The sequence below is a fragment of the Providencia lanzhouensis genome, from assembly GCF_050469745.1.
Taxonomy (GTDB): domain Bacteria; phylum Pseudomonadota; class Gammaproteobacteria; order Enterobacterales; family Enterobacteriaceae; genus Providencia; species Providencia lanzhouensis.
The window spans coordinates 2308103-2323897 of record NZ_CP174123.1 but is presented as its reverse complement, the minus strand read 5'-3'; the positions used below and the strand labels follow the sequence as shown (position 1 = coordinate 2323897).

Genomic DNA, 15795 nt, shown 5'->3' with positions numbered 1-15795 from the left:
TTAATTAAGTTAATGTATAGATAGTATGTTATAGTACATTAAATAATCATGCCTCATTGCTATAAAAGCAAATCTTGCCTTCGCAAGCTTTTATCTAACAAATAGATGCGGTATCCAAGGGAAGTAATTCCTAAGGGACTACCTATGAATTTATCTACATTGTACCGAAACATTTTATCACTTACAGGAAATGCTTTAATAATAGTTGTATTACTGTTAGCTGCATTTTCACTTGTATACTGGATGTAAGACTATTCTGCAGATCACGGAAATAAAAGGTATTTAGCCTCTGAAAACTAAGTGTAGAGGTTTAAAACCATCGATTATGGGGATTGTTAGTGTGCTTCCTCTCGTATAGCTTAATGGAGAAAAAATGAACTATTACATTCAGACAATGATGGAACCACAGGGTAGTTATAAAATGCATAAGATTGGATGTAAGAATATGCCTATAGCTGTAAATAGATTTTATCTGGGTAACTTTTTAAATGCTATGCAAGCAATTAAAATGGCTAAAAAATCAGGTTATGAAGTTGTAAAAATATGCTCTAGCTGTATAAATAGTGGTATAACGAATTCAAATAAATCGCTAAATATGGCTTTTTAATTTGCATTTATACTATCAATAGTAAGCTTTTCTGAAAAAGGAGTGAAATATAAAATTTGCTATTATTGTGTTTGTGTGGCCTAATGGTTTAACTGGTTTGGAAGTACAGGCCTATTTATGCTAGTCAGTTTAAAGTCGTTCACCATTTAGCGTTATCTAAGATACCCTTCATTGCGAATTCCTTCTAATTAATTCCCATAAGTAAAAATAAAAAACAAACCTAATATGCCTTATGGCAAACTTAAAAAATTAAAGGAAATTCTATGTCTAATACAATGACTGGTTCAGTAAAATGGTTTAACGACGATAAAGGTTTTGGTTTCATTACTCCAGCTGATGGCTCTAAAGATGTATTTGTTCATTTCTCTGCAATTCAGAGCGATAACTTCAAATCTTTAATTGAAGGTCAGCAAGTTTCATTCATCATTGAAAATGGTGCAAAAGGTCCTGCTGCAGGACAAGTGGTGGCGCTTTAAAGACACTATAAAAGTCTATCTGTACTTTAAATGTCCTTGCTGTAGTGGATCTCAATATAGAACCTCACAGTTTGATATTTCAGTAAATAATCCACATGGGGCTAAATGCATTTTTTGCAAAAGCTCAATGAAAGCAAAAGTTTGCTGATTAAAATTTCAATAGCACTTAAAACCTCGTTACAACGAGGTTTTTTTTATTTAAATCGTATTTATTTAAATGGATGTGTTAAGGTTAAGGAGTAATTATACCTCATTGCTATGAATAGCAAATCTTGCATCCGCAAGCTTTTATCTAAAAATAAATGTGGTATCCAAGGGATATTTACCCAAGGTATACTAATGAAAAAGCAAACAGTTCAGTGTTTAGTTGTAACTATTTATAAGAACATACTCATTTTGGCTGTGTTAACTATAGCGATCCTTGGTGCAATTTATTTCTTTGATACGCCATCATTAAATAAGCTTGGTAATGGGTATGTGTTTTCTAACAATTAACTCATAAGGTGTATTCTGTGAACTGGTTTCCTCTTTATCGACGTATTGTTATATATTCAGGAAATATATTTGTAGTAATTATATTAGTAGGGATATTAATTTTGATTACTTCATATGTAGTTAATTTATTTAAATGATTTTTTCCCACCATTAACTCAACTGGAAGAGTATTTAGCCTTATTAAGTCTAAGAGTCGAGGTTCGATGCCTCGATGGTGGTCCATTTCCTTAATTAATGATATTACTATTTAATATCAAAGGATTAATATCCTGTGGGTGTATCATGTCAGGACTAAGTCAATCCAAATTGATTTGTAGAATATTGCAGTGGATTAGTAGTGCCGCATTACTTTTACTTGCTGTTATATTAATAGCCTTTTTAATAAAAGAAACTGTTGTATTAGCAGGGTTATTATTTACAGCTAATGATTCCATATCAATTTATTTATTAGTAGATGGCCTTATTGTTTATTTTTTATACTTTGAGTTCATTGCATTGATTATTAAATATTTTCAATCTAACTATCATTTTCCATTACAGTATTTTATCTATATTGCAATTACTGCAGTAATTAGGTTAATAGTGGTTGAGCATAAAGATCCACAACTCTTTATTATTTACTCCGTATCAATATTAGTACTTATTTTTGCTCTATATGTTTCCAATGCTGATAGGTTAAAGCCCAAAGAATGATTTTATTATAAAATAAATAATTAGCTTAATGATAAGCTATGGTAGGAAAGTTGATCTAAACAAGTAAAATAATTAATGAACTAAAAATCAGAAAATGTTTGAATATGAAAAATATTAAATGAATTCATTAAATTTTTTACAGAAAAATTAATTATAGTAAAACTATACAAATCTTATCTGGGAATTACGTTAACTAAGTGATACTGTTGAGAGAATACTCAGAGGTGATTATGGATACGGATAAAGATGTAATTTATATGCGAATATGCCAAGTAGTTGGTCGGGCTGTTATGTTGCTAAATGAGTCAAAGCATAACATTACTGGAGAGCGCATATCTGCGATCTTAAAAGAGCAAAAAGAAAGTGAGCAAGAGAAACAAATGATTACCATATATGCCATTGCAATTGATTTAATGGATTCTAGACGAACGAATTAATTTATAATATTATCAATAACTTAAAAACCTCTATTTTTGCTATGTAAAAGATAGAATATTAATGATAATGTCATAAATATCAGATGATTAATATAGCTATATACTGCTGCGTCATGGAAAATGATGCGAAGCGATATCTGATCCCCTTAACACAAGATAATGTTGTTCTAAAAAAGTTATAATAAGGTACTTATTCAGAGTAAACCTTTAAGTTTTGGTCTCCATCAGCTTTGTGCCATGAGCGGAAATTCAAACGGACGCTGTAAATAATTAAAAAAGTCCGATGTAATGGAGCGCAGCAGTGAATATGATTTATTTCTTAGAAGAAATATCATCAGAAGTGTTCTAATAGCTTATCTTGATAGATGTGATAAGTTCTACTATCCCAATTCTTTGCTGAATAGGTCATGAAAGTATCATTAGAACCATAACGTTATGATAATGTCAGTAGAATTATTTTATTCATGCATTTTTTCATAAGGGATCTGTATTTGATTTTAGAATTTAAAAGACTAACAGAGGTCAATGTTAGCAATATTATTACGCTCAATAACCATCCTGATGTATTACGGCACATGCCATTGGGAAGCCCCGATTTTAACTACCAAAAGTGTATAGAATGGGTGGCACAAAAAGATGCTCAATGGAAAGAACATGGTTATGGCCCGTGGGCAATTATGATTAATGAGCATTTTGCTGGGTGGGGGGGATTACAATATGAAGACGGTGATGTAGACCTTGCCCTGGTGCTTCACCCAGATTATTGGGGGGCTGGTAAAATAATCTATGACGAAATTATCAGACGTGCTTTCTGTGAGATGAAACTAGAAAGCATCACTATTTTACTGCCCTTGAGTAGGGTAAAAATTAAAACTATTTTACGGTTGGGTTTTCAACCTGATGGTGAAGTGATGTTTGATAGCATATGTTTTCGTCGGTTCCGCTTATTAGCAACGCAAGAGCCTATATAAAGTAGGTTGTTACCTAAAAATGCATTAGCGGTCGCGCTAACCATGCATTCCTGAACAGGGATAATTATGAACGTCCGCTTATTGTTCAAACCAGACACTCGAGTTTAGCTGTCTAATTAAAGCAAAGATAATTTAAGCGATTAGAAAAGACGATTATTGTGATGGGTTAATTGTGTTAAAATCGATTAATTTCCACTCAATGTTTGAGAAATAGCAGTTATCAAAACTAAATTAATCATTTATGTTATCAATGACTTAAAACTCTCTGTTTTTATCATGAAAAAGATAAAATATTTATAGTAATATGATAAATATCAGATGGTTATGATTAATGTATCTATATACTGCTGCGCCACATGGGATGGATTGAAGCTGCTGACTTAATCGTTAAAGGAATGGAAGGCGCAATCGCGGCTAAGACCGTTACCTACGATTTTGAACGATTAATGGATGGCGCTAAGTTGCTGAAATGTAGCGAATTCGGCGACGAAATCATTAAACACATGTAATTTATTACGTAGTGTGAATAATAACGGGAGCCTAAAAACTCCCGTTTTTTTTCGGGTTTTTCTCTCAAAAATGCATAAATTAATTTCATTAGACTATAGGTCGCATAACCAAAATTTGGAAAACTTAAAAGGGTTAAAATATATATTAATTAATAGTATTTAGCCTTGTATTTACAGCTGCCTAGTGCAGTCTTTTATGAATTCTAAACAATCAAATAGGTATGAATCCTATTATCTAAAGATTATCTTAATGCAATGTGAAGACATTTAATGAATAAGTGTTTGTACGTATTTTTGCATAAAGAAATGGCGCTGGAAGTTAGTTTGATAAATGTTAATATGATAGGAATTATTTGTAGTGAAATTAATGATGTAAATAAAAATTAGAAAAGAATCGTTATAAAGTTTAGAACACAGCAAATTAGCAATTCTGAGGTATAGAATTATATGAATAACAAATACTTAGCTTCAATTGTTCAATTGGCATTATTTACCGTCTCTTTTCAATCTGCAGCATTTCAAAAAAATGAGTATAACCCGATCGTTTTTAATTTTGCTCAACTCTATGATTTTAATCCAGTTAAAGGCAATATCAAAGAACTGAATACCTTTGTTTATAATGAGGATGAAACCATTAATTATCAGTCTGCATTAAGGGTTGGTCGTGATGGTTGTGTTGATAGCTTCACGATGAAACAAAAAAAAGATGAGTATTTAAATAGCATTGATAACTGGCTTTCAATCAAACGAGACAAAAATAAATTAGTGGGTTCAGATGCAAATGGACCTGTTGAAATGGAAGTGGCAGAGAATTGTTTGATTATTTCAAGAACTGATAGTAATGGAAAGTTAATATATCAGTACAATAATGATGGAATAATTATCGGCTCAATGAGTGCAGAACCTAAAGTTCAATACAGTGAAAACACATATAACGAGAATAACCTTCCTGAGACGATAAAATATTATAAAGATAATGTTGTTTTCTCTGAAAGTATCATTAGTTACGGCAAAGACATAACTAAGCCATTTGATCTTCAAATGGAAATTAAGGCACTTGGTTTGCCAATCTTAGTTGTCGACTCTAAATGTGATTATGACGAGCAAAATATTGCACACAAATGCAACTTTATACTCACAATCGTATCAAATGGAAAAACAATAAAGTTACCGAAAAGAAGTATTACGGAAACCGTGTTTTACTAGCGGACAATGTATTGAAGCAAATAGATTAAAGATATTTTGAAGAGAATTTAAAAGGGTAGTTAAATAAGCCCCTTACATAATAAGGGGCACTATTTTTATGCTTTTGGATCTGCGCCAAAACGGTTGTCGCCTTTAGTACCCTCTAAGCACATGAAGACGAGCAAAACGATCGCACCAAATGGGATAAATGAGATTAAATACCACCAGCCTGATTTTTCAGTATCATGTAAGCGACGTACAGATACAGCAATGGAAGGGACGATAGTGGCTAACGCATAGATCCCTAATAAAATTCCAGCGATAATTCCTAATCCACCCATTTCACCTGTTGTGTAATTAACAGATGAAATGATCAGTGCATATAGAACCATAATGATGATCATGTTAATAAGAGTAAACATCCAATACTCTTTACGTCTAGCACGACCTTCGAAATTAGCATAGTTATTTTTGATGACTTCTAAATACCAATTCATGTTTATTCCTTGACGAAAAATTGAGTGGTGAGTATAGGTAGAACTTAAATTTGTGTAAATCAGCATTATCTGTATATTTCAAGATAACAGTAAGATAACTCTCAATAAATTAATCCATCTCCCATGAGATAATCTGTTAAAAACAGGCATGCTTGCGCAACTTTACATTAATTCTAGCAGCTTATTTCACTTTGCTAAAAGATTGTGCTGGTTTTTTCTTATTTTAAAAATGTATGACTTAAATGAAAATAGTTTTATGTTAGAGATAAAGATAGTATGACCGAGAGTCTTTGTATGGTAGTGCATCTAAGCTCTAAATTTCTTGAGCTCAGTGAGGTAATCTAACCTTTAACCTTTAACCTTTAACCTTTAACTTTAAACGTAAGCACAGTAAAATTAGGCGCATCCTTCTGGTAGTGTTTTTACGTATAAAATTTCAAGTTCATTAAAATAAATAGTAATTTAACTATCAGAATAAATATAAAAATTAGAGGACAGCATGAATATTAAGTTCTTATCACTGGCTTCCAGCATAACAACATTTTTTTTACCATTTCAGGCCGGTGCAGTCCCTATGGATAAATATAACCCGGTTGTTTTTAATATGGCTCAACTGTATGATTTTAATCCAGTAAAAGGCAATGTTAAGCATGTTAAATCTGTCGTTTATAATGAAGATGGTTCTATAAACTATGAGTCAGATTTGAAAATAGCAAAGGATGGCTGTATTGAAAGCTTTAGCATGACTCGTACAAAAAATGAGTATATTAATAGTGTACATAATGAGCTTTCTGTTAAACGTGAGAAAAATAAATTGATTGGTCAAGATTCTAATGGACCAGTAGAAATGGAAATTGGAAATAATTGTTTAATTTTATCTAAAAAAGACTCCGATGGTAAATTAACCTACCAGTATAATGCCGATGGTTTCATTAATAGCTCATGGGTCGCGGAACCTAAAACTAAGCTCAGTGCGTTCCACTATGATGAAAACAATCGCTCATACAATGTTTCCTATTACAATGATAATAAATTGTTTTCAGAGATTTCCGTAAGGTATACGAGTGATGAAACTAAGCCGTATGATCTTATTCTAGAAGTTAAAGTGCTCGATCAGTCTGTGCTAACTGTTGATACTCAATGTGAGTATAACCAGCAGGGCGTGTCGCATAAGTGCCAATTTGTATTGACACTTATTTCGGATGGAAAGCAAATTACATTGAAGAAACATAGTACGACGGATGCTTCATTCTATTAGTTGTAGGTCAATGGGGTGTTTTTCTCCATAGGATAAAATGCAATAAGCCCATAAGACCATGTCCCACAATATAAGCTTCGATTAGTCCTGTGAGTGTTTTATGAATATTTCTTGCCTCAGGGGCTAATGATGAGTTTTGCCACCATAAAATAAACCAAGTTACACCAGAAAGGATAACTAGCGCCAATGCACCCAGTCCAAGCCCTTGGACACTTGTTGCTAACCCTTTAGGTGAGCTGTCAGGAAGCTTTAAATTAAATAAGCTTGTGATATCGTTTTTTATCTGAGTGAGATCCCCCCATAAATAAGGATAGAAATATCTAAATCCTCGATTTGAGAGACAGACAAAAATGAGAATGGCCGCTAAAAATAATAAACAAAACCCAATGATAATGTGTAGCCAAGTAAAATAATACGCAAGACCACTTGTTGGGATTACGCCACTTTTACTGACAGACATCCAATTGCTGATGATAATTTGCCCAATGACCAATAAAAATATCATGCAATGAGTTAAGCGAATCGCGGGCGTTTGATAAACACCAAAAAACTGCCAAATAGATTTAAACAGTTTCATGTTATTCCTTAAAAGAATTCTTTTTCTATTACTCTATGTTGTAGTCTTTTTACTTATGAAATTCAATAAGTTTATTTTGATGATAAGAATTAGATGAATAGATTTACGTAATGTAAATAAGAATTATTTTTATCCAATAAAAGACAGAGTGATTGAAAGTCATGTGATTTGACCGAATATAGCATTAAGAAATGTAAAATTAATATTATATTGGGAAATAGTCATGAATAAGATGGTATTTGTGGAGCAGGCATTAAAAGCGGTTCTTGGTAAACAAATTGGAGAGTTAGCTATAATTAAGCAATTCTTCTCATCGGATTATGTGCAAGTAGTTGACGGAAAAATGATTAATTTTTCTGAGTTCTACTCGCATATGCAGGTTTTAAAAGAAGCCACCGAGAGCATTACGATAGAAATTAAGTCAATTGCAGAAGGTGAAAATTGTGTTCATACGCAACATATTGCGAAAGCAATAAAAAAAGAGGGCACGGTGAGTGAATTTGAAGTATTTGCTTGCTTTCATTTGATGGATGGAAAAATTATTCGATGTGAAGAGCTGACGAGAATGTTATCAGGCTCAAAACACGATAATGATTTGGGTTCTAGAACATAAATATATTTATAAAGGCAATCAACATGAAGCCATGTAGCTAATATAGGGGTTATTGTAATTAGCTACATGATTAAGTGTTATTTTATGCAGGGTAAGTGAGTTGCATACCGGTTCCAACTTCTTGTACAGGGGCGTGTTTTGCCAAATGAATTTTAGCAGCTAAGTCCGTGCAATGGCATGGGTGGATCTGCAATAAATTCTGTTTTTTAAAATACTCACTGGTTTGGTGTAACAGCTCATCGGACGCTTTTTGTAAATGAAATCCGCCGATGACAGTCACAATTTTGTCTATTTTAGTGACTCGCTTAGCATGCTCGACAATGTTACAGATCCCAGAGTGTGAGCATCCCGTAATAACAATCAGCCCCTCGGAGGTTTTAATCGCAAGGGCGCTGTCATCCAGTACATAATCATCAACACTGTTATTATGTTCATCGATAGTTTTACCTACCGGCTCTTTTCCTTCAAACGTGTTATTTCGTGGGATCTCACCTAAGAAAATGACATTCTCAGAAACAGAGTAAGAACCTTTAGTTTCAACTGTATCAAAGTAGGCGGTTAAAACATTCTTAGGGGTATTCGCGCCAATAACTTTTGAGTGATAACTTTTAGGTTGCAAAGCATCCGGATGATAAATCAATTTTTTGGATTGCTGGGATTCAACATTTCGGCGATCTAAATATTGAATAAGGTGATTAATTCCCCATGTGTGGTCATTATGACCATGGGATAAAACGAGGTCAGTAATTTGAGCAAGGTCGATATTGAGGATATTGGCATTGTTAATGAAAACATCGGAATAGCCAGTATCAAATAGGATTTTTTTACCGTCAGCTTCAATGTGGTAGCAAACTGCGGGTTCGCCACAAAAATAACTGTCAATCAGGGTGTTGTTATCAACGAGTACAGAAATTTTTATTGTCATTTTTATCTCTTTAGTTGTTTCATTATACAAAGAGGTTATATCAGAATAATGGCAAAAAATATTCAACCATCGATAAACATATAGGGTGTAAAAAATCACATGTTTAAATATGTGATCGGGAAAGGGTTGTTTATGAAAGTGAACTAGTCAATGTGGGTGCTTTAGAGTGATAATCAGTACAAATACTCTTAACCCTATTGAGTTTGCTATGATTTCGTTATTGGTAAAATGCCTGTTTGGTGCACTCGCTGTTTTAGTTATTGCGATTCTCTCGCGTAGCAAAATTTATTATATTGCGGGATTGGTTCCTTTGTTTCCTACTTTTGCATTAATTGCCCATGTGATCGTGGTTCAGGAGCAAGGTGCGGAGGCATTAAGAAAAACAGCATTATTTGGTTTATGGTCACTAATCCCTTATGCAATGTATTTAATCACTGTTTATGTCTTTGCAACCAAATTAACACCGTGGATTTGTTTAAGTTTAGCGACGTTGATTTGGATAGTTGCTGCAGCTGTTTTAGTGTATTTCTGGCAGCTTACTCAGTGAAATTTATTGTTCTAACTCCTTTATTGTGTAAATTGAATGAAATATGCGTTTTTCAGCACTTAAATTTTTATACAACATTTCTGTGTTAGATTTGTACTCGAATTATTTTTTAGACGATTTATAATAATACTTAGTGTGTTCTAATTCGCCATTCTATAGAGAAAAATGTTACTAAGAGTCCTTGTAGTATTATTAGTCGCGGGCTGTTCCTACATAGCAGGTGTGATGACAGAAGTTTCTTCAGATACAGAGATGGACGCAGAGAGTAAAGTCAAAAGCGCCGTTGAAGATTTTCTGGTATATCCATCAGCCGCAACATACAAAAATGTGAAATATCATGTTCTGAATCAGAATGAAGAGGGCGATGAGACTGGCTACTATTGTGGTGAAGTTTTTGGGTTTGAAGATGGTTTACCTTACGGATATAAACGATTTATTGTTCGTTTACATAAAAACAAAGAAGGTAAAACAGTGGTTTCTATTCCACTAGTGGAAAAAGTTGATGATATTGTTCCTGTTGAACAATTTGACCCTATCTGGGAACGTTATTGCAATCGAGAGTAATAAATCATAATAATTAAAAGGCAGATTGATCTTTGTATTATCAACTCTGCCTTATGATTTCATGGTTTTATTGCCAATGTCGCTAGGAATGTTGGCAAGAAATTATCGATAACAAAACGAGGATTTGGCTGCCAATCTTCTTGAAAACCTGCAATGTTAAAGCCCGCCTGTATTTGCCCACCAATTAAGTCCGTCAGTGAATGACCAAAGACAAACGCTTCTTGCTTTGCTTGTTTTGACGCCACCTGTTCCTGCGATAAGTTATCTAATTCTGAAAACGGCATGGTATATCGTGGTCGAATAATTGTATTTTCAGTAGGACTTTTATCTCTATCATCAACAAATACGACAGGGTTAAAAAAGCTTGAGAGCAATCGACCTTGCGGTTTAAGTACCCGAAAGCATTCTTGCCATACAGGATTAACATCGGGAATGTATAAGTTTGAAATTGGGTGAAAAATAATATCAAATGAATTGTCTTCAAACATAGGGAGATAACGCATATCACCTTGAACTGTTGTCAGTGCTAAATTATCCCGCTTAGCCACCATACTATCTTGCGCTAACTGTTTTTCTGACAAATCAAATACTGTCACGATAGCGCCCACAGCAGCCAATATTGGCGCTTGCTGCCCACCAGCAGAAGCTAAACAGAGAATTTTTTTCCCTTTTACGTCACCAAGCCAAGCTTTATTTAATGGGGTTGGCGTTAGATGAATTTCCCAATTTCCTTTTTTTGCTTCTTCAATTGTTTGGCTATCAACCGGAGTAGACCAAGGTTGTTGAGATGCCGCTTGTTTATCCCATGCCTTTTGGTTTGCAGTAATAAAATCCGTCATAAAGTGTACCTATACATACATTAATTGAGGTCATTGTAGTCGCTGTAAGATTAAAGTAAATAAAAAAGTGTACCAATAAGTACATTTAATTTCCATGTTGGGAAATAATGCAAGCTATTTGGCTGGTTATATGTGAAAGCAATCATGAACAAGTATGGGAAGATGATTGAAATTAAGGGGTGTTATTCGCATAATATATGCATATTTGAACTCGCCATTGGCTTATCATGCTAGCAAAATTCTATCCTGTTATCTTATTGGTTATTTCCAATGTATTTATGATGTTCGCTTGGTATGGACATTTAAAATTTACGAATAAGCCATTATATATAGTCATATTCTTTAGTTGGTTGATTGCATTTGTAGAATACTGTTTTGCGGTACCTGCAAATCGCTTAGGACACCAATATTACAGCGCCGCTGAATTGAAGACGATGCAAGAAGTGATTACGTTATGCGTATTCGCTGGGTTTTCTGTGCTTTATCTAGGTGAGAGTTTTACAATAAACCATATCATTGGCTTTATTCTTATTTTTGCAGGCGCATTTTTTATTTTTAAAGGTCCTTTTTAGTGAACAGCATCTTCTACTTTATAGAAAGTAGAAGATGCTTAATAAATAATGGGATTTTTACTTACACCCAACCTTTTTGACGAAACTCTTTAAGTACCGCAACGAACTGCTCCATTTCTTGCGGGGTACCTAAGGTTAAGCGGTTCCAACCCATAACAGGTGGAAATTCTCTGCCAACCATAATATTGGCCTCTTTCATACGCTGTTTATAAGTTTTCACATCACCTTTTACTTTGTGGAAAATAAAGTTAGCTTGTGATGGCGCATACTCTAAGCCTAATTCATTAAGCGCAGTTTCAACGATTTTACGTGAAAGATTGTTAGATTTAAGGCTATATTCCAGGAATTTCTTATCTTTCAATGATGCAATGGCAGCGACAGCACCCGCAGTATTGGTGTTATCAATCGAGATAAACTCATCGACCGCTTCAATGATTTCAGGGGTTGCAATGCCGTACCCCACTCGCAGGCCTGCTAATGCGTAAATTTTCGAGAAAGTCCGTGTCACTATTAGGTTTTTTTGTCCTGCTTTGACTAATTCAATTGCGCTTACAAACTGTGGATCTTCAACAAATTCCGCGTAAGCTTCATCAACAATAAAAAACTGTTTATCTGAAACTTTTTTCATCCAGTTATCGAGTGGGCTATGCGGAGTTATCATCGCCGTTGGGTTGTTTGGATTACAGATATAGATAATGGATAAACCATCGTAATCATTGGCGATTTGCTCCATTTTTTTCAGGTCAAAACTCAAGTCCGATTTTAAGGGAACTTTAGTTATTTCTACACCGAGTGGGAGAGCATAAAGTTCAGCATAGTTAAATGTTGGATCTGGAGTGACAAGTTGAATTTTTATGCCATCTTTTCTTGCTTTATTTGCGAGCATGGCGACAGCCGCCTGAATGGTTTCTGACGAACCATTTCCGAGGGTCACATTCTTGCTGTCTAGGCTATGCAGTGTGCCAATATTACCAATAAGCTCAGAGCGTGCGTCATCAGGGTAACGGAATGAACCGGGTAAAGCTTCAATAACCGCTTTTTGTGCACTGGGTGACATTCCCAATGAGTTCTCATTGAAATTGAGTAATAAAGGATGTTGGGCATTTGGTTTAACAAGTGCGCTAGTATTTGCACTTGCTTGATTTAAAACTGAATTTAGTGCTAAGCCACCAGCAATAAGTGAGCTTGATTTTAGAAAAGAACGACGATCCATAATGAGTCCCTGAAATATATTTATCTTGTGTGATTAGATTACTAGAAATAATTCAGTTGTAAATAAATATATAGTTAAAGTGATTTTTTATTCATTTTGTTATATTTCAAAAGGCTGGTTTGAAACGGAGATAATTTTTAAACTGCTCTAATGGCTTGATTATAAATAGTAATTTTGATTAGTTTTAATTTTTGGGAGTGGTGTTAATTATTGCACATTGAATTGATATGGTTGTATATTATCATACATAACGATAACTAATCACAGAGAGAGAATAATGAAACTATTTATGTTTTATGTTGGTGGTAATGCCGGAAAATCCAATATTGAGGTGCACGATATTCAGTTTGCGGCAGTCAACACACCAGAAGAAGCTTGGCCACTATTGCGCGATGCTTGGTTTGGGGATAAAGATAAAATTCATGTGGATGGGTATGCAGATATCAATTGGGCAGATGGGTTCGACATCAGTTTGAGCAAAGAACCATCAGAAAGTGAATACAAACTCTATTTTATTAATGTAGGTGGATATATTTCATCAACACTTGCGGAGCTGCATGAGTTTGATCTCTTTGTGGCAAAAAATGCCCAAGAAGCTAAACAAAAAGCAATTAGCCAGCTCTTAGTGAACAGTCAGCAACAGCATAAAGATAATTTAAAAGATGTTGATGATTGTTTATTGCTACAAAAAATTGGTGAATATTATATTCACCTAAATAAAAATAAGAATGGAGATAAATATCAACCATTATGGCAAGGGTATTTACCAATAGGTATAAATAGCTAACTTTTAGTTAATACGTAATAGCCAGCATTATTAAAGATATTACTGGCTATTATGATTCAGAGTGAAATTTATTGAGCGTCTTGTGTCGCTAAGCTAGGTGAAATTTCAATCACTGCCACTTTTACCATATATTTCTTGTTATTCTCACCCTTTGGTACTTCCGCTGTAATTTTCTTTAACGCTTCTTCTGGCTGAGTGGTTTGTACAGCCGTTGAGTATTGCATCATTCCTTGATGGCGTCCCATATATTGCCCACGGTAAGTACCATCACAGGGTCTGTCATACTGAGATTGATTGGATCCGTTACACCAACTTCCATTGCCATTTCGGTGATAACCATTACCGTGATAAGCAAATGTAGAGAAACTCACCGCTAATAAGCTGCCGACTAAAATAAGTGATTTTAAATTTTTCATTTTGATTCTCCTCTTTATTTATTATCAGCTTGCCACTGTGTTTTTTTATTTCAATCTTATTTACTTAAATATAGGGAAGTTTCATATTTAAAACACAGTTATTCATTATTTCTTCATACTGATAAAAAATTGTTAAATAAATATTGGTAGTGTTCGAATGGCAATAATTCAATATTATATAAGCTATAAAATATTAAGTGTAAAATAAATTTATTTTTGTTTTGTCAATTAAATGGAACTTTTTGTGCGGCATGAATATCGAGATACTTATTATTGATGGGGTAAAGGTGTTAACATAATCGATAAGCCCATAAGTGTAGTATGAGAAGGATTTGAGATTGAAACGTATAAAAAGCAAGCTACTGATAGTTATATTGTTGGCGTTAGGTGCATTTGCTTATCAGTTTTATACAACGATCGGTGATAGCGATGTCACCAAGCAAGCTGAAAAGCTTATCGAGAATAAGCTAAGTTCAGGTAGTCCTCTGACTTTTGAGGATGTCAAAATTGTCCTGAAAAGCGAATTTAAAGAAGGTGAAAGCTACCGAGTCTGTGGTTTTTATCAAACTAGTGAGCAAGGTGATAAGTTACCGTTTGTTGCTAGCGTCAGTGTTCAAGATGGAAAATTCTCTGAACATCATCAATTGATCACCAGTGATACACCAGAACTACGCACTGCTATTGTGTCATTGTGTGAAAAATCACAGTAATTCTATTTAGAGTATTTACGGTATAGCTGCGTATCCAATTCAGGCGTTCGCCTACATTTTTCCCATAAAAAAAGCCAGTAATAAATACTGGCTGCTATAAATTAGCAAAAGCAATGTAAATGAAAATTCGTTATATACATTACCATATAGCGCTTAAAAGAAAAGGACTTTTATACAAAGTCGACTAACATCATTATTAACTATGATCTTGATCAGGGTTTGAAATAGGGGAAAGGGCGAGAGGGATGAGTTCCAGCCTAGCGGTTATCGCTGGAGGCTGGAAAATAGAGCTAGAGTATTATGCTTTTAACCAGTGACCATGATGGAAAACATCTTCAACCAGTTCATGGAGAACGATATGGGCTTCTTTATCATCATGGAAGCCTTTGGTAGTGAAGGTGGTTGCACCACTGTCATGTGTAATAAAAAGGTTGCTACCTGGGTATACTTCTAAAACTCTGGCATGCAATTCAGCTGTGAACGCGTCGTAGGATTTTTCAGAGAGCGTTGAGACTAAATCGTCAGAAACTTTGATGTGGATTTCCATATATTACCCTTTGATGTAGAAAGCAAATTAGCGATAAGTGTATTGGTATCATAAAACATTAGCAATAATCTTATTATGATGATTGCAAAACGATTATTCTACTCTGAAATAGGTTTGAGTGGTAGATTTAAAATATAATTCAATGAAGACGTATCAAACTATATTTAATATTTATCATCAATGATTATTCAAAGGAGTAATCATTAAAATTTAGCAATTAGTTATTCAATTTAAAAAATAATTAAATACCATTTAACCAAATACGCGTTCACTTAATTAAATTTAATGATTTTTTACTTATAATAGTAAATTCTGGTTAAAAATTATCATGTTTTTAATCAATTGATTGAGATCGTT

At 34.0% G+C, this 15795-nt stretch carries 21 protein-coding genes, 1 tRNA gene and 2 pseudogenes; 17 read left to right on the top strand and 7 right to left on the bottom strand.

What is annotated here, in order from left to right; all coding sequences use genetic code 11:
• Positions 1–373: 373 nt before the first annotated feature.
• The 10 genes and pseudogenes from ACIH2S_RS10975 to ACIH2S_RS10930 all read left to right on the top strand — a co-directional run bounded on the left by ACIH2S_RS10975 (position 374) and on the right by ACIH2S_RS10930 (position 5394).
• A complete protein-coding gene (locus ACIH2S_RS10975) occupies positions 374–607 on the top strand; it encodes a hypothetical protein (protein WP_154599176.1) in 234 nt (77 codons plus the stop codon).
• A 263-nt stretch (positions 608–870) separates the two neighbouring features.
• The gene (gene cspE, locus ACIH2S_RS10970; RefSeq protein WP_036975560.1) at positions 871–1083 is read left to right on the top strand and encodes a transcription antiterminator/RNA stability regulator CspE; all 213 of its coding nucleotides are present in this window, start codon (positions 871–873) and stop codon (positions 1081–1083) included.
• Positions 1040–1213 (top strand): annotated as a pseudogene (locus ACIH2S_RS10965) (hypothetical protein); the annotation flags it as partial. The gene cspE and the pseudogene ACIH2S_RS10965, both read left to right, overlap by 44 nt.
• 209 nt (positions 1214–1422) lie before the next feature.
• Complete coding sequence (locus ACIH2S_RS10960; RefSeq protein WP_154599177.1) at positions 1423–1578, top strand: hypothetical protein; 156 nt, start codon at positions 1423–1425, stop codon at positions 1576–1578.
• A 144-nt stretch (positions 1579–1722) separates the two neighbouring features.
• A tRNA-Asn gene (locus ACIH2S_RS10955) sits at positions 1723–1800 on the top strand.
• A gap of 60 nt (positions 1801–1860) precedes the next feature.
• Positions 1861–2271, top strand: a complete 411-nt coding sequence (gene psiE / locus ACIH2S_RS10950) for a phosphate-starvation-inducible protein PsiE (RefSeq protein WP_154599178.1) — start codon at positions 1861–1863, stop codon at positions 2269–2271.
• Positions 2272–2501: 230 nt separating this feature from the next.
• On the top strand, positions 2502–2708 hold the full coding sequence (locus ACIH2S_RS10945) for a DUF2767 family protein (RefSeq protein WP_154599179.1): 207 nt from the start codon (positions 2502–2504) through the stop codon (positions 2706–2708).
• A gap of 491 nt (positions 2709–3199) precedes the next feature.
• A complete protein-coding gene (locus ACIH2S_RS10940) occupies positions 3200–3679 on the top strand; it encodes a GNAT family N-acetyltransferase (RefSeq protein WP_430247418.1) in 480 nt (159 codons plus the stop codon).
• A 341-nt stretch (positions 3680–4020) separates the two neighbouring features.
• Positions 4021–4188: pseudogene (locus tag ACIH2S_RS10935) on the top strand (NADP-dependent isocitrate dehydrogenase); the annotation flags it as partial.
• A gap of 447 nt (positions 4189–4635) precedes the next feature.
• Positions 4636–5394 carry a YnfC family lipoprotein gene (locus ACIH2S_RS10930; RefSeq protein ID WP_349487868.1) on the top strand — a complete coding sequence of 253 codons (759 nt, stop codon included), beginning with the start codon at positions 4636–4638 and terminating at the stop codon, positions 5392–5394.
• 95 nt (positions 5395–5489) lie between these two features.
• On the opposite strand, the gene ACIH2S_RS10925 is transcribed toward ACIH2S_RS10930, so the two are convergent.
• Positions 5490–5870, bottom strand: coding sequence for a DUF805 domain-containing protein (locus ACIH2S_RS10925; RefSeq protein WP_430247417.1), 381 nt, complete (start codon positions 5868–5870; stop codon positions 5490–5492).
• Between the two features lie 499 nt (positions 5871–6369).
• On the opposite strand from ACIH2S_RS10925, the gene ACIH2S_RS10920 reads away from it, so the two are divergent.
• A complete protein-coding gene (locus ACIH2S_RS10920) occupies positions 6370–7128 on the top strand; it encodes a YnfC family lipoprotein (RefSeq protein ID WP_430247416.1) in 759 nt (252 codons plus the stop codon).
• Positions 7129–7135: 7 nt separating this feature from the next.
• On the opposite strand, the gene ACIH2S_RS10915 is transcribed toward ACIH2S_RS10920, so the two are convergent.
• On the bottom strand, positions 7136–7705 hold the full coding sequence (locus ACIH2S_RS10915) for a cytochrome b/b6 domain-containing protein (protein ID WP_108478015.1): 570 nt from the start codon (positions 7703–7705) through the stop codon (positions 7136–7138).
• Positions 7706–7928: 223 nt separating this feature from the next.
• Here ACIH2S_RS10915 and ACIH2S_RS10910 point away from each other — a divergent pair, with 223 nt between their 5' ends.
• Positions 7929–8318, top strand: coding sequence for a nuclear transport factor 2 family protein (locus ACIH2S_RS10910; protein ID WP_036953143.1), 390 nt, complete (start codon positions 7929–7931; stop codon positions 8316–8318).
• A gap of 82 nt (positions 8319–8400) precedes the next feature.
• Here ACIH2S_RS10910 and ACIH2S_RS10905 read toward each other — a convergent pair whose 3' ends face one another.
• Positions 8401–9243: an MBL fold metallo-hydrolase gene (locus ACIH2S_RS10905; protein WP_036953144.1), complete on the bottom strand. Its 843-nt coding sequence runs from the start codon at positions 9241–9243 to the stop codon at positions 8401–8403.
• Positions 9244–9451: 208 nt separating this feature from the next.
• Between ACIH2S_RS10905 and ACIH2S_RS10900 the strand changes: the two genes are divergently transcribed.
• Entirely contained in the window at positions 9452–9790 is a 339-nt protein-coding gene (locus ACIH2S_RS10900; protein ID WP_036953145.1) for a GlpM family protein, read from the top strand.
• 165 nt (positions 9791–9955) lie between these two features.
• A complete protein-coding gene (locus ACIH2S_RS10895) occupies positions 9956–10354 on the top strand; it encodes a hypothetical protein (RefSeq protein WP_036953146.1) in 399 nt (132 codons plus the stop codon).
• Positions 10355–10413: 59 nt separating this feature from the next.
• Here the strand turns inward: ACIH2S_RS10895 and ACIH2S_RS10890 are convergent, their stop codons facing one another.
• A complete protein-coding gene (locus ACIH2S_RS10890) occupies positions 10414–11193 on the bottom strand; it encodes a class I SAM-dependent methyltransferase (RefSeq protein WP_036953147.1) in 780 nt (259 codons plus the stop codon).
• 227 nt (positions 11194–11420) lie between these two features.
• Between ACIH2S_RS10890 and ACIH2S_RS10885 the strand changes: the two genes are divergently transcribed.
• Positions 11421–11765, top strand: coding sequence for a DMT family protein (locus ACIH2S_RS10885; protein ID WP_036953148.1), 345 nt, complete (start codon positions 11421–11423; stop codon positions 11763–11765).
• A 61-nt stretch (positions 11766–11826) separates the two neighbouring features.
• On the opposite strand, the gene ACIH2S_RS10880 is transcribed toward ACIH2S_RS10885, so the two are convergent.
• Positions 11827–12978 (bottom strand): pyridoxal phosphate-dependent aminotransferase, encoded by a 1152-nt coding sequence (locus ACIH2S_RS10880; protein ID WP_108478016.1) that lies wholly within the window; start codon positions 12976–12978, stop codon positions 11827–11829.
• A 277-nt stretch (positions 12979–13255) separates the two neighbouring features.
• Here ACIH2S_RS10880 and ACIH2S_RS10875 point away from each other — a divergent pair, with 277 nt between their 5' ends.
• On the top strand, positions 13256–13765 hold the full coding sequence (locus ACIH2S_RS10875; protein ID WP_108478017.1) for a DUF1543 domain-containing protein: 510 nt from the start codon (positions 13256–13258) through the stop codon (positions 13763–13765).
• Between the two features lie 68 nt (positions 13766–13833).
• On the opposite strand, the gene ACIH2S_RS10870 is transcribed toward ACIH2S_RS10875, so the two are convergent.
• Positions 13834–14181, bottom strand: a complete 348-nt coding sequence (locus tag ACIH2S_RS10870) for a hypothetical protein (RefSeq protein WP_108478018.1) — start codon at positions 14179–14181, stop codon at positions 13834–13836.
• A gap of 338 nt (positions 14182–14519) precedes the next feature.
• Here ACIH2S_RS10870 and ACIH2S_RS10865 point away from each other — a divergent pair, with 338 nt between their 5' ends.
• The gene (locus ACIH2S_RS10865) at positions 14520–14891 is read left to right on the top strand and encodes a hypothetical protein (RefSeq protein WP_108478019.1); all 372 of its coding nucleotides are present in this window, start codon (positions 14520–14522) and stop codon (positions 14889–14891) included.
• A gap of 298 nt (positions 14892–15189) precedes the next feature.
• On the opposite strand, the gene ACIH2S_RS10860 is transcribed toward ACIH2S_RS10865, so the two are convergent.
• Complete coding sequence (locus ACIH2S_RS10860) at positions 15190–15438, bottom strand: DinI-like family protein (RefSeq protein ID WP_108478020.1); 249 nt, start codon at positions 15436–15438, stop codon at positions 15190–15192.
• Between the last annotated feature and the right edge of the window lie 357 nt (positions 15439–15795).